Origin of the sequence: Synechococcus elongatus PCC 11801 (assembly GCF_003846445.2) — a bacterium.
GTDB classification, from domain to species: domain Bacteria; phylum Cyanobacteriota; class Cyanobacteriia; order Synechococcales; family Synechococcaceae; genus Synechococcus; species Synechococcus elongatus_A.
In genome coordinates, this window is sequence record NZ_CP030139.2 from 2452400 (window position 1) to 2466115 (window position 13716).

14 protein-coding genes, 1 tRNA gene and 1 other annotated feature are annotated in these 13716 nt (G+C 55.4%); of the genes, 6 read left to right on the top strand and 9 right to left on the bottom strand.

Going from position 1 to position 13716, the window contains the following annotated elements:
• Positions 1-109 precede the first annotated feature (109 nt).
• From DOP62_RS12255 to speE, 3 genes are all read left to right on the top strand, one after another.
• Positions 110-181, top strand: a tRNA-Gln gene (locus DOP62_RS12255).
• 18 nt (positions 182-199) lie between these two features.
• Positions 200-940 carry an HAD family hydrolase gene (locus DOP62_RS12260; protein ID WP_208674452.1) on the top strand — a complete coding sequence of 247 codons (741 nt, stop codon included), beginning with the start codon at positions 200-202 and terminating at the stop codon, positions 938-940.
• A 74-nt stretch (positions 941-1014) separates the two neighbouring features.
• On the top strand, positions 1015-1875 hold the full coding sequence (gene speE, locus DOP62_RS12265; protein WP_208674451.1) for a polyamine aminopropyltransferase: 861 nt from the start codon (positions 1015-1017) through the stop codon (positions 1873-1875).
• 4 nt (positions 1876-1879) lie between these two features.
• On the opposite strand, the gene DOP62_RS12270 is transcribed toward speE, so the two are convergent.
• Positions 1880-2083: a hypothetical protein gene (locus DOP62_RS12270; RefSeq protein WP_222610253.1), complete on the bottom strand. Its 204-nt coding sequence runs from the start codon at positions 2081-2083 to the stop codon at positions 1880-1882.
• Between the two features lie 91 nt (positions 2084-2174).
• Between DOP62_RS12270 and DOP62_RS12275 the strand changes: the two genes are divergently transcribed.
• A complete protein-coding gene (locus DOP62_RS12275; protein ID WP_208674450.1) occupies positions 2175-3311 on the top strand; it encodes a DUF3747 domain-containing protein in 1137 nt (378 codons plus the stop codon).
• A 281-nt stretch (positions 3312-3592) separates the two neighbouring features.
• Here DOP62_RS12275 and rplL read toward each other — a convergent pair whose 3' ends face one another.
• From rplL to gloA, 8 genes are all read right to left on the bottom strand, one after another.
• Positions 3593-3979, bottom strand: a complete 387-nt coding sequence (gene rplL, locus DOP62_RS12280; protein ID WP_338430097.1) for a 50S ribosomal protein L7/L12 — start codon at positions 3977-3979, stop codon at positions 3593-3595.
• A gap of 60 nt (positions 3980-4039) precedes the next feature.
• The gene (rplJ, locus tag DOP62_RS12285; RefSeq protein ID WP_208674449.1) at positions 4040-4567 is read right to left on the bottom strand and encodes a 50S ribosomal protein L10; all 528 of its coding nucleotides are present in this window, start codon (positions 4565-4567) and stop codon (positions 4040-4042) included.
• A gap of 42 nt (positions 4568-4609) precedes the next feature.
• Positions 4610-4749: a sequence feature (ribosomal protein L10 leader region), on the bottom strand.
• Between the two features lie 46 nt (positions 4750-4795).
• The gene (gene rplA / locus DOP62_RS12290; protein ID WP_208674448.1) at positions 4796-5509 is read right to left on the bottom strand and encodes a 50S ribosomal protein L1; all 714 of its coding nucleotides are present in this window, start codon (positions 5507-5509) and stop codon (positions 4796-4798) included.
• A gap of 71 nt (positions 5510-5580) precedes the next feature.
• Positions 5581-6006, bottom strand: coding sequence for a 50S ribosomal protein L11 (gene rplK, locus DOP62_RS12295; protein WP_011377656.1), 426 nt, complete (start codon positions 6004-6006; stop codon positions 5581-5583).
• A gap of 7 nt (positions 6007-6013) precedes the next feature.
• On the bottom strand, positions 6014-6607 hold the full coding sequence (gene nusG / locus DOP62_RS12300) for a transcription termination/antitermination protein NusG (RefSeq protein WP_222610299.1): 594 nt from the start codon (positions 6605-6607) through the stop codon (positions 6014-6016).
• Positions 6608-6639: 32 nt separating this feature from the next.
• Positions 6640-6885, bottom strand: a complete 246-nt coding sequence (secE, locus tag DOP62_RS12305) for a preprotein translocase subunit SecE (protein WP_208674443.1) — start codon at positions 6883-6885, stop codon at positions 6640-6642.
• A 104-nt stretch (positions 6886-6989) separates the two neighbouring features.
• A complete protein-coding gene (gene clpB / locus DOP62_RS12310; protein ID WP_208674442.1) occupies positions 6990-9677 on the bottom strand; it encodes an ATP-dependent chaperone ClpB in 2688 nt (895 codons plus the stop codon).
• Between the two features lie 87 nt (positions 9678-9764).
• Entirely contained in the window at positions 9765-10178 is a 414-nt protein-coding gene (gene gloA / locus DOP62_RS12315; RefSeq protein ID WP_222610298.1) for a lactoylglutathione lyase, read from the bottom strand.
• Positions 10179-10387: 209 nt separating this feature from the next.
• On the opposite strand from gloA, the gene eno reads away from it, so the two are divergent.
• Both eno and DOP62_RS12325 read left to right on the top strand, forming a co-directional pair.
• Positions 10388-11680, top strand: a complete 1293-nt coding sequence (gene eno / locus DOP62_RS12320) for a phosphopyruvate hydratase (RefSeq protein WP_208674434.1) — start codon at positions 10388-10390, stop codon at positions 11678-11680.
• Between the two features lie 242 nt (positions 11681-11922).
• Complete coding sequence (locus DOP62_RS12325; RefSeq protein WP_208674432.1) at positions 11923-13689, top strand: ABC transporter ATP-binding protein; 1767 nt, start codon at positions 11923-11925, stop codon at positions 13687-13689.
• The last annotated feature ends 27 nt before the right edge of the window (positions 13690-13716 follow it).

Below are 13716 nucleotides of genomic sequence, written 5' to 3' on the forward strand. Positions count from 1 at the left end.
ATGGCTTCTTCAACCGCATGTCACTAGAGACTCGAACACTGACAGCAAATCTTGAGAAAAAACTTGACAAAGTATTTTTAGACTTTTAACTTAGTTAAGGCAAAGCCATTGGGGCGTCGCCAAGCGGTAAGGCAGCGGATTTTGGTTCCGCCATTCCTAGGTTCGAATCCTAGCGCCCCAGTTCTAACTCCAGTCGGTTATGGCATCACTCCTCGCCCTAGACTTCGACGGCGTTATCTGTGATGGCCTGCACGAATATTTTTTGTCAGCGTGGCAAGCAGGCCACGATCGCGATCCCAGTTGGTCTGAATCGCCTGAGTCCGACCTAGAAAATCGATTCCGGTTGCTGCGCCCCGTGATTGAGCAAGGCTGGGAAATGCCGGTGCTGCTACAAGCCTTGCGATCGGGCTACAGTGACGTGGTCTTACTTGCAGAATGGCAGAAGCATCGCGATCGCGTCTTGCAAGATTGGAGGCTGACGTCTGCTGAACTCGCGCAAGCAATGGATCGGGTTCGCGATCGCTGGATTGAGTGCGATCGCCAAGGGTGGCTACAACTGCAACGCTTTTATCCTGGCGTGGCCGAGCGTTTAGCCCAGCAGACTGCGCCTTGGGTGATCATCTCCACCAAAGACGGCCGCTTTATTGCAGAGTTGCTGGAACAGATCCCTAATCTGTGTCCACCACTCGCGATCTACGGCAAGGAAGTCGGCGTCCCTAAGACCCAAACCTTGATTCAACTGCAAGCAGAATTTGACCAGATTGCCTTTGTTGAAGATCGTCTACCAGCGCTAGAAGCGGCTGCCCATCTGGACAGCATCGATCTCTACCTCGCGGACTGGGGCTATAACACCGATCGCGATCGCCAACAGGCTAGGGAGAGCGATCGCATCCAGTTGCTTAGTTTGGCCGACTTTAGCAGCGGTAGGGCACCAGCGTAGGCGGCATCACCCGTCACACTCTGATGTGCCTCGTATAATCAAGGGCTGACCTATTGCCGCCCTGAGGGACTGCTGTGAGCGCCGACGCCCCTGTTTGGATCGACGAAGTCTTTGAAGATCGCGTTCGCTACGGTCTGCGCGGCCAGATCCTCTGGGAAGAGACGAGTTCCTTTCAAAAGATCACGATCGTTGACACCGAACATTACGGACGGGGTCTACTGCTCGATGACTGCTGGATGACCGCCGAACGCTGTGAGGTCTGCTATCACGAATATCTCGTCCACCCGCCTCTGACGACAGCAGCGAGCATTACCCGTGTGCTCGTGATTGGTGGTGGCGACGGCGGTACGGTGCGTGAGGTCTTGCGCTATGCCGAGGTCGAGCAGGTCGATCTGGTAGAAATCGATGGCCGTGTCGTCGAATTGTCTCAGCAATACCTAGGGGCGATCGGCACAGCTTGGGCTGACCCGCGCCTCAACGTCAAAATTGGCGACGGCATTGCCTTTGTCCAAACTGCACTGGATGCAAGCTACGACGTCATTCTTGTTGATGGCTCCGATCCGGCAGGTCCAGCGGCAGGATTATTCAACCGCGAGTTTTATGAAAACTGCCGACGCGTGCTCAAGCCGGGTGGTGTCTTTGCCAGCCAAGCGGAGTCGCCGGACAGCTTCCTCTCGGTACACCTTGAAATGATTGAAACCCTCTCAGCTGTCTTTGCTGAGGCGAAGCCTTACTACGGCTGGGTACCAATGTATCCGAGTGGTTGGTGGAGTTGGCTTTACGCCAGTGATGCGCTGGGACAGTTCCAAAAGCCCCAGAGCGATCGCCTCGCTGCGATTGAACCGCAAGTCGAAATCTATAACCGCGACATTCATCAGGCTGCCTTTGCCCAGCCGAACTTTGTGCGTCGCGGCCTAGCCGCTCGTCAGGGGTAAAAGGCTAGCTGTTGCGATCGCTGAGTCGTCGGCTCCAGAGCACGGCAAAACTGCCGCCAATGAGACCAATCACCAGCCACTGAGGGGTGCTGTAGCCTTTCTGGGTCGCGATCGCGGTGGCCCAGAGTCCAGCAACGCAATGGACGATTGCTGCAGCAATCAAAATCCCCAGGAGGGGGTTCGGCCAAGCAGCCTGAATCCAGTCCACGCGCAACTCCGTCTTTTCTGCAGGCGTATCCTAGCAGTCCGCCTCGGCAATCTGCTAAAACTTGTCTGCGAATAGCCCGGAGGCTCTTCCAATGCGTTGTCATCCACTCATCACCGCTGCCCTCCTCACCACCGGAGGGTTACTTGCCACACCCATACCACCTGCCCAAGCCGTGTTGTTCGGCCAGCAGTCGATTGCTGATCAGCAAGCTGTGGTTGTCCTGCGTCCACTGGGCTCCAGTCGCTATGACGTTTTGGTGATTGAAGAAAAACAGGTCGGAAGTCAACGCTGTTGGCGCGATCGCGGTAATGGCATAGTGGAGCCGCTGCTGCTCAATTTTGATTTCACAGGAATTTGCGATCGCGCCACCGATAGCAACGGCTATTCCCTGCGCATGGGGGGTGAAGATCTCGGCTTACGCTATCGGCTTGAAGTTCGGACGCAAGAGAGCCAAGCGCTGCTAGTGGCAGTGCCTTTCGATGGCCGCGGTCCAACCATTCCGCTAGGCACCACCCGCAGCTTGACGCGAGATTTCCTCAAAGTCGATTTACTACCCAACTGGAAGCTGGCGCGCCGGACCTACCAAGGGCAACCCCTCGGACACTATTACTTCGCAGCTGAGCAGACGCTGGCAGCCTACAGTGCCAGCAATCCTAGTCTGGTGGCGATCGCCCCGCAACGGACGCCGTCAGCCTCCCTACGACCAGCAACGCCGTCGCTGCTGCCCAGTTCTGGTGATCAGCAACCCATCCCGATTCCTGTTGTTCGCCTCGACCAACCGAATCTCAGCCCCAGCCCAACAACCAGTCCTACGATTCCGATCACGCCTGCCCCTGCCGCAGCTAGCCCGTTGCGATCGCCCAGTTCTCCTGCAATGCTGCGACCAACACCCTCTACGCCTTCTCTGCGGCCTCTTCGCCCAACCACATTGGCTCCAACTAGCCCAGCTCCCAGCAACAACCCCAGCACTCCCGATCGCTTCACCATTAGTCGGACAGGGCAGCTGAGCAGTGATGCTTTTTTGGTGATTGTGCCGGTGGCTTCAGGGAGCCCCCAAGAGCTGATCCAGCGGATTCAACAGCTCGGTGTTCCTGCCAGCAATATCTTTGAGCGCGGCTCCCGCGAGGTTGCTCTCGGCCCCTTCCGCAACCGCAGTTTAGCGGAACAGTGGCAAAGTCACCTCAGTCAGCAGGGCGGACTCAATGGCAGAGTTGAATTTGGTCGTTAAGTAGGCCAATCAGTGAACCGGCACAGCAAAAACTTGCCAAGCTGTCATCTCCCCGCTAGTATTAGCGCAGGTGAGGAGTGAAAGGAATAAGCCTCCGGAGTCGAAACACGGAAAGACGCCCGGAGGTTTTTCCTAGGTATAGGTTTTTAATTCGCTAGCGCAGTTTCCTGCTAACAGCGAATCGACCAATAAAAGAGGGACATGGAAAACCATGTCCCTCTTTTATTGCAGTTAATCCGGAAAGCCTGAGGCCAGCGATCGCCGACCTCAAGCCAGCCAAACTACTTGACGCTGACTTTGGCGCCAGCTTCTTCCAGCTCTTTCTTGGCAGCTTCGGCGTCATCTTTGGAAACGCCTTCTTTGATCGGTTTGGGAGCTGCTTCCACCAAGTCTTTGGCTTCTTTCAGACCCAAGCCGGTGATGCCGCGGACGACTTTCAAAACAGCAATTTTCTTGTCAGCCGGAACTTCTTCCAGGACAACGTCAAATTCGGTCTTCTCTTCAACGGCTTCAGCAGCACCGCCAGCAGCGGCAGCCACCACTACACCACCGACAGGAGCAGCAGCGCTCACGCCGAAGGCTTCTTCAATTTGCTTGACCAGTTCTGCTGCTTCCAGCAGGGTCAGGGTTTTCAAAGATTCAAGAATTTCGTCGGTTTTAGCAGACATGCTTTCGCACTCCGTTGGAATTAAGTTTGGACAACAATCAGAGACAAACCAGCGCAGAAATTACGCGTCGGTTTGTTCGGAAACGGCTTTGATACCGCGTGCCAAAGAATTCGGGACTTCTTTGATGCCCACGGCGAGCTTGGTGGCCACACCGTTGATTGCGCCTGCAATTTGCGCAATCAGAACTTCCTTGGACGGCAGATCGCCAATGGCTTTCAGCTCGTCGCTGCTGAGCAGACGGCCTTCCAGCAGACCACCCCGAAGTTCAGTCTTCTTGGTGTCTTTCTGGAATGCTTGGTAGGCCTTGATGGCACTACCGGGATCATCTTTGACCAGCACAAAGGCATTGGTGCCTTTGAGCAATTCGGTTAGAGGCTGCCATTCGTCGGCATCAGCGATCGCGCGACGCATCAAGGTGTTTTTGGTCACCTTGCAGACAGAGTTGCTGGCTTCGAGACGATTGCGGAGATCAGTGATCTCAGCGACCGTCAGACCTTGGTAGTCGACGACAAACGCCATTTGCGCTTCATCGACGAGCCCTTTGAGCTCAGTGACGATGTCTTGCTTATTGGCTAGCGTTCTTCCCATCTTTATCTCACCTCCTGGGCGGGAATCGGAATGGAATCTTGCTCTTGCAACAAAAAAGCTCCGGCAAATTCGGTTGCCAGAGCGGAATAGATCAACAGTGCTCACACTGTGGGGACTACCTCGGCAGGACATTTAAGTTGCATGGCAACACCTGCTGTCTCTGGCAATGCTATTCAGTTACAACGGTTGAGCAATACTCTTAACTCAGAAATGAGTGTTAAACCCTGTTTAGGCTTCAGCCAGCTTCAGGTCGCGCAGGGCGTTGATGTCGACTTCAATGGCGGGTCCCATGGTTGCCGAAATATAAACGCTCCGCCAGTAACGGCCTTTGGCGCCCGAAGGACGGTTCCGATCGATGGTTTCCTGCAAGGCTTTGAGGTTAGCCAAGAGGTCATCGGCCGAAAAGGCAGCTTTACCGAACAGGACGTGCACAATCCCGGTGCGATCGGCACGAAATTCTAGCTTACCAGCTTTGAACTCATTGATCGCTTGCTCAAGGTCAAACGTGACCGTGCCACCCTTGGGCGAAGGCATCAAGCCGCGAGGACCTAGCTGACGACCCAGTTTTGCCACTTGCGGCATCACGTCAGGCGTCGCAATCAGCAGGTCAAAGTCCAAGAAGCCTTTGCTGATTTCTTCGATCAGTTCTTCAGAACCGGCAATGTCAGCACCTGCAGCCTTGGCTTCAGCGACCTTTTCACCCCGGGCAATGACAGCAACACGGATGGTTTGACCGGTGCCTTTGGGCAACGCAACGGTCGTCCGGAGTTGTTGGTCGGTGTACTTAGGATCGATGCCAAGACGGATGTGCGCTTCAGCCGATTCAGGAAACTTGGCGGTTGCCGTTTCCTTCAGCAAATTCAGCGCTTCGAGGGGCTCGTAGGCCCGCTTTTCAACTTTCTTCTGCAGGTCTTGCAGACGACGAGAAACTTTACGAGTCATGGTGTTTTCGGGGTACTAGCGAGGCCTTGCCTCTCCCCACTCCTTGTGAATGAACGACAGTGAACCCGACCCTAGTCGGCGATCGTGACACCCATGTTGCGGGCGGTGCCTTCGACGATGCGCATGGCGGCTTCAACATTTTTGGTGTTGAGGTCCGGCAGTTTGGTTTCAGCGATCTCACGCAGTTGCGCGGTCGTGATTTTGCCGACTTTGGTTTTGTTGGGGTTACCCGAACCACGCTCAATTCCAGCAGCTTTGGCGATCAACACCGAAGCAGGCGGGGTTTTGAGGATGAAGGTGAAACTGCGGTCTTCAAAAACGGAGATTTCGACCGGGATGACCAAGCCAACTTTGTCTTGGGTCCGGGCGTTGTACTCCTTACAGAAGGCCATGATGTTGACGCCATGTTGGCCGAGGGCAGGACCCACGGGAGGCGCCGGGTTAGCCTTGCCAGCGGGCAAAGCCAACTTAATCAGTGCAACGACTTTTTTTGCCATCTGAGAACTAGTTCTGCTTCTGAACCTGGTTAAACTCCAATTCCACTGGCGTGTCGCGACCAAAAATCGACAGCAGAGCCTTGAGCTTGCTGCGTTCTGGACTGACCTCGATCACAGTGCCCTCGAAGTCTTTGAAGGGCCCGGAGAGCACCAAAATCTGATCGCCTTCGGCAAGGTCGATTTTGACTGTGGGTTTTTGCTCTTGAGCACGCTTGAAAATGCGACTGACCTCGCCTGGGCTCAGTGGCATCGGCTTGACGTGGCCGCGCCCCCGCCCATAGGGACGCTTCTGCTCAGCGCCCACGAAGTTGATCACATGGGGAGTGTTTCTGACAATCTGCCAAGCGTCGTCATCTAGGATCATGCGCACCAGCACATAGCCTGGAAAGACTTTTTCTTCAGCCGATTGACGACTGCCATCCTTCTTGAGCTTGACGATTGGCGTTTCGGGAATTTCCACCTGGAGAATGCGATTAGCCGCATCTAAGGTCTGTACCCGTTGCTCAAGCGTGGCTTTGACGCGTTTTTCGCAACCTGAGGCCACTTGAACGGCGTACCAGCGAGCCTTCTCACTGGCAACGCTGTCATCTTCGGAGAGCAAATGCTCTTCGTATTGGTCGGTCACAGTGAAGTTCACCCAAATACGCGACTAGACGCCCAACTGAACAGTTCGTTGATCAGGTAGATCAACGTGGCCGAGAGACTGACCATTAGCAGAACGGCAGCAGACTCACTGATGAGTTGCTGTCGCGATGGCCAGACGACTTTACTCAGTTCGGCCCGAGTTTCTTGTAGGAAACTCACCAGATTGAGACCAGAAGAGGGCTCGTCAGAGACGTTGCTCTTCCGTACTTTTTCGGCTGCGTTGTTTTTGCTCACAGAAGGTCCTCTTGCGGATGCAACGGCATCCGGCTGGCAGTTCAGCGGCGAGGATGCCGGTAAAACCGACAAACACCCGAGGATCTAGAGTAACGGAAAATCCCCTAGGAGGGAATGGCTTCGACTTCGATCGCGGGGCTATCATCCGGCTCAACGACAGTCGCTGCAACAGGTTTACTGACTTGAAATTGCAACTGTCCTTCGGCATCCACATCGACAATTAGCGAGTCGCCGGCTTCAAACTGCTGCTCGAGAATCAACGAAGCCACCGGATTTTCGACCAAACGCTGGATTGCTCGTTTGAGTGGGCGTGCCCCGTAGACCGGGTCGTAGCCACGATCGGCGAGATTGGCCGCCGCTGCTGGTGTAACCGTGAGGGCGATCGCCTGTTCTGCCAGTAGCCGTTTCAGTCGCTGTAACTGGATGTCAACAATTTGCTGGAGCTGGCTGCGCGAGAGTGGCTGGAACAGGATTGTGTCGTCAATTCGGTTGAGAAATTCCGGACGGAAGTGCTGCCTTAGCGCCCCTAGTACTCTCAGCTCCACAGCTTCGAGGCTGGTGTCTTCTTCGCCCATTTCCAGAATGAACTGGCTGCCGATGTTGCTAGTCATCACAATCACGGCGTTGCAGAAGTCGATGGTGCGGCCTTGTGAGTCGGTAATCCGGCCATCATCCAGAACCTGCAGCAACAGGTTGAAGACATCGGGGTGCGCCTTCTCGACTTCATCGAACAGCACTACCGCGTAGGGATGGCGGCGGATGGCTTCTGAGAGCTGACCGCCCTCTTCGTAGCCGATGTAGCCGGGGGGCGCACCAATTAGCCGCGAGATGGAATTCTTCTCCATGTACTCCGACATGTCGAAGCGGATCAGTGCATCTTCCGCATCAAACAGACAGTTGGCGAGGGCGCGAGCCAGTTCGGTTTTACCGACGCCCGTTGGCCCGAGGAAGAGGAAAGAACCGATCGGGCGGCTGGGATCTTTCATGCCAGCGCGGGCACGGCGAATCGCGGCAGCGACAGCGACGACCGCTTCATCTTGGCCAATCACCCGTTGGTGCAAGAAGCTTTCGAGCTGGAGTAGCTTCTGGCGTTCCGATTCCAGCAGGCGCTGCACGGGAATGTTGGTCCAGCGCGCCACAATTTCGGCAATATCAGCCTCTTCCACTTGCTCGCGCAGCAAGGTTTGACCATTGGCGTGCAGGGCTTGAATCTGTTCCTCGATCGCCTGCCGCTGATGTTGCAGGGCTTCCAGTTGCCCAAATTTCAGCTCAGCGCCTTTGTTGAGGTCATGTTCGCGCTCGGCCTGATTGACCTGCTGACGCAGAGTTTCTTCTTCCTCCTGCAGATGGCCCAGTTCTTCTAGCAGTTGTTTTTCCTGCTGCCACTGCTGATTGAGTCGGGCTTGTTGTTCCTGGAGTGTCTGTAGTTCTGTTTGGATTTGCTGAAGGCGATCGCTGTGAACTGTTGCCTGCCCGTTCTCTCCGCTGAGGGAAAGCTGCTCCATTTCCAGTTGCAGGAGCCGTCGTTCCAAATCCTCCAGCTCACTGGGCTTAGAGGTGATCTCCATCTTCAGTTGGGCCGAAGCTTCGTCGATTAGGTCGATCGCCTTGTCCGGCAAGAAGCGATCGCTGATGTAGCGATGCGAGAGTTTGGCTGCGGCCATCAGAGCACCGTCGGTAATCTTGACCCCGTGGTGGCCTTCGTACCGTTCTTTGAGACCACGCAGAATCGCGATCGTGTCTTCGACGCTGGGCTGGCTGACGTAGACCTGTTGGAAGCGGCGTTCTAGGGCCGGATCCTTCTCGATCGTGCGGCGATACTCGTCGGTCGTTGTGGCCCCGATACAGCGCAGTTCACCCCGTGCCAGCATCGGCTTGAGCAGGTTGCCCGCATCCATGGCGCTGCCTTGCTGACCCGCGCCAGCTCCGACGACGGTGTGCAACTCGTCGATGAACAGCACCATCTGGCCATCGGAGTGGGTGACTTCGTGCAGAACTGCCCGCAACCGCTCCTCGAATTCACCGCGATATTTCGCGCCAGCAATCAGCGAGCCCATGTCGAGGCTGATCAGCCGCCGTTGCTTGAGCGAATCCGGTACTTCACCGGCGACAATCCGCTGGGCTAAGCCTTCCGCGATCGCAGTTTTACCCACTCCCGGTTCACCGATCAGCACGGGATTGTTCTTGCTGCGCCGCGACAGCACTTGAATGACGCGACGAATTTCTAGATCGCGGCCGATCACCGGATCGAGTTTTTCTTGCTCGGCCAGCGCCGTCAGATCACGACCATACTTGTTGAGGAAAGGATAGCTGGGCTCGCTTTCTTCCGCTTCGGCCTCATCGGCAGCGGGCGATCGCAGCTCCTGAATGGTTGTCTCCAGCGTTTTGGCATCGAGCTTGAAGCCTTGGCAGAGGCGGCGGCCAATCCGATCGTCCTCGACAAAGCCCATCAGCAAATGTTCAACGCCGATGAACTCGTCTTGCCAGAGTTCTCGCGCCCGTTCCGCTAAATCCAGCAGGCGATCGAGGCCGCGCCCGAGGTAGAGCTGAGTCCCTGTGGCATTACGAGGTTGTCGCCGCGCAAAATCCTCAAGTGGCTGCCGCAGATTCGCAACGGCTACCCCTGCTTTCGCCAAAATTTCCGCCGCAACCCCCGACTCCTGATCGAGCAAGGCCAGCAGGACGTGCTCAACCTCCAACTGCTGCTGCCGCAGTTGGCGAGCCACAGTTTGCGATTCGACGATCGCATCCCAGGCTTGGTCTGTAAAACGATTGGGGTCGGTGGGCTGCATGGAGGCTCTAAAACTGACGGATGGGCAAGCGATCGCCCTACTTCCACTATCTCAGGCTGGCTGAGACTGGCGATCGCGACTCAAAGCTTAGGCGGCTGGCTGGGTAGTGGCGCCAGAAGTCCCGGTTTGAATTAACTCAACCTTGTAGCCGTCGGGATCTTCAACAAAGGCAATCACAGTACTGCCGTGTTTCATCGGACCCGGTTCGCGGCTAATTTTCCCGCCCTGGGCTCGAATGGCTTCGCAAGTGGCGTAGATATTATCCACCCCGATCGCAATGTGACCGTAGGCATCCCCGAGCTCATACTGATCCTTGCCCCAGTTGTAAGTGAGTTCAAGAACGGTGTGATCGGCTTCATCGCCATAGCCGACAAAAGCCAGGGTAAATTCCCCACCGGGATAGTCCTTACGGCGCAGCAATCGCATGCCCAAGACCTCGCAGTAGAACTGTAGCGATCGCTCCAGATTCCCGACTCGCAGCATCGTATGCAGTAATCGCATCAGGTGTTCCTCCGGCTGAGATTCGTTTCCCATTGTGGAAGGAAGTGCGCCGCGATCGCTGCGACGCAAAACCCTGAAAGGCAAGCCGGTATGATTTGTAACGGCCTCGTTGATGTCCTTAACGTCGGCGATCGCCACACTTCCGGGATGCGCTTTTTGTAGTGCCCCTGTTGCTTCGACTGTCACATAGCCAAGGAAGACTGCCGCCGATGCTAGACGATTACGGGACGCAGATCGCCGCGATCACAGCCCGCGAAATTCTCGACTCGCGGGGTCGCCCTACGGTTGAAGCAGAAGTCCAACTCGAAGATGGCTCCGTCGGTTTAGCCCAAGTTCCCAGTGGTGCTTCAACAGGGACTTTCGAAGCCCATGAATTGCGGGACGACGATCCCAGTCGCTATGGCGGCAAAGGCGTTCAAAAAGCCGTTGACAATGTCACCGCGATCGAAGACGCGCTGATCGGTTTTAGCGCGCTGGATCAAGAAGGCATCGACAAGGCCATGATCGCGCTGGACGGCACTCCTAATAAGAGAAATCTGGGTGCCAACGCAATTCTGGCCGTTTCCTTGGCCACGGCTCATGCGGCGGCGACCAGCCTGAATCTGCCGCTCTATCGCTACTTGGGTGGCCCGCTGGCCAACGTGCTGCCCGTGCCAATGATGAACGTGATCAATGGCGGTGCCCACGCCGATAACAACGTGGACTTCCAAGAGTTCATGATCATGCCGGTCGGTGCGCCAACGTTCAAAGAAGCGCTACGCTGGGGCGCGGAAGTTTTCCATGCTCTCGCCAAAGTTCTGAAGGACAAAGGCTTAGCGACGGGGGTTGGTGATGAGGGCGGTTTTGCGCCGAACCTCGGCTCCAACAAAGAAGCTTTGGAACTACTGCTGACCGCGATCGAAGCTGCAGGCTACAAGCCCGGCGAGCAGGTTGCCTTGGCGATGGACGTCGCTTCCAGCGAGTTCTATAAAAACGGCCTCTACACCTGCGACGGCGTCAGCCACGAGCCTGCTGGCATGATCGGCATCCTGGCCGATCTGGTCAGCCAATATCCGATCGTCTCGATTGAAGATGGCCTGCAAGAAGATGACTGGAGCAACTGGAAAACCCTGACCCAGCAGCTCGGCAGTGGCATCCAATTGGTTGGCGATGACCTGTTTGTGACCAACCCCGATCGCCTGCAGTCGGGTATTGATCAAGGCATTGGTAACTCTGTGCTGATCAAGCTCAACCAAATTGGTACCCTGACCGAAACGCTGCGCACGATCGACCTTGCAACCCGTAACGGCTACAGCTCGGTGATCAGCCACCGCTCTGGCGAAACCGAAGACACCACAATCGCGGATCTGGCGGTGGCAACTCGTGCAGGGCAGATCAAGACTGGTTCGCTCAGCCGTAGCGAACGGATCGCCAAGTACAACCGCTTGCTGCGCATCGAAGCGGCACTAGGTGAAAACGCAGTCTACGCAGGCGCGATCGGGCTAGGACCGAAAGGCCGCTAGGTGCTGCTTCTTGCGGTGACGGATGGCAACTGGAGCGATCTCTTGGGGGTCGCTCCGCTATTCATCCTGCTGTTGATTTCCTGCTACGGCATTTGGCGCTGCGATCGCAAGTAAGTCACTGCCCTGCCTTGACGTAGCTCTGATAGCATTTTTTGCGCTTTGTCGAGTGTGCTGAGGCACAATTTCGGAACATCCCTGCTGGCGATCGCTAGGATCAACAGGTTGCCGTCACCGAGCTGTGGATGTCCGTTTCGTATTCTTCGCGCCAGCGCCTCGCCATCTTGGGGCAGTACATCCGTCCTTACTGGCGGCCTGCTCTGCTGGGGGTGGTGGCGTTGTTGGCCGTCAATGGCGTGGGTGTCGTCCTGCCCTTGCTCATTCGGACTTGCGTGGATGACGTGCAAGACGGCCTCGGTTTTGGCGATGTCATCAAGTACAGCAGCCTCATCTTGGGCTTAGCGTCGGTGATGTGGCTGATCCGCATGGCCTCGCGGATCTTGCTGTTTGGTGTGGGGCGTAAGGTTGAGTTCGATCTGAAGCAGCGCTTATTTGAGCATTTGCTGCGTTTAGAACCCACTTATTTTGCCAACATGCCGCTGGGGGATTTGATCAACCGTGCCACCAGCGATGTCGAAAGTATTCGCCGCTTGGTGGGCTTTGCAGTCCTCAGCCTCGTCAACACAATTTTTGCCTATGCACTGACGCTGCCTTTGATGTTGGCGATCGATCCAGTGCTGAGTTTGGCTGCTTTAGCGGTTTATCCCATCCTGTTGTTATTAGTTCAGCTTTTTAGCCAGCGACTGAGACAAGAACAGCAAGATGTTCAGGAGGAGTTGTCAGAAATCAGCCAGCTCATCCAAGAGGATATGAGCGGTATCTCGCTGATCAAGATCTATGCGCAGGAAGCAAATGAGAGAGCTGCTTTTGGACGGCGTAATCAAAAACTGCTTAAGTCCAACCTAAAGCTCACCAAAACCCGGAACTTACTCTTCCCTCTTTTAGAAGGATTAGCGAGTTTTAGTCTCCTGATTTTGCTCTGGCTAGGTGGCCAAGCGATTGAAGGTAATCGCATTACTGTGGGTGATTTGATCGCCTTAATTCTCTATGTCGAGCGTCTTGTTTTCCCGACAGCATTGCTTGGCTTTACGATTACCGCTTTCCAACGTGGTGAAGTTAGCGTCGATCGCATTGAAGAAATTCTCCAGCATCCGCCCCAAATTCAGGATGATCCCCAAGCGATCGTGGTGCCGCCATCCGAATTAACTGGGGCTATTAAAGTGGATGGCCTGACGATTCACTATCCAGGACAGCCACGACCTGCACTCTCCGATATTCGCTTTAGTGTTCAGTCTGGCGAAACGATCGCGATTGTAGGGCCAATTGGTGCAGGAAAATCAACGTTAGCCAATGCGTTGCCCCGTCTATTGGATGTTCCAAATGGCAGCATCTTCTTGGATGGCATGGACGTTACGCAACTGTCATTGAACAGTTTGCGACGGGCGATCGCCTATGTCCCCCAGGATAGTTTTCTGTTTAGCCTGCCGATTCGAGACAACATTCGTTATGGCAATCCCGAGGCTGGCGAAGCGGAAATTATTACAGCAGCTGAGCAAGCGCAAATCGATCGCGAAATTCTCAATTTCCCGCGTCGTTATGACACCTTGGTTGGCGAACGCGGTATCACGCTGTCGGGCGGCCAACGCCAACGAACCGCTCTAGCCCGAGCCTTGTTATTGCAAGCGCCGGTGCTGATTTTGGATGACGCCTTGGCGAGTGTGGACAACCAAACGGCAACACAAATCCTGCAAGCCTTAAATAGCGATCGCGATCGCCAGCGCACCGTGATCTTTATCTCACACCAATTAGCAGCGGCAGCAACGGCTGATCGCATTTTGGTCCTCGATCGCGGTCACTTAGTGCAGAGTGGATCGCACCGCGAACTGTTAGCAACTGACGGGCTCTATCGCAGTCTCTGGGAACGTCAGCAATTAGAGGAACTCTGTGCGTAAACTAATCCTCTTTGTGCTGAGATTGGG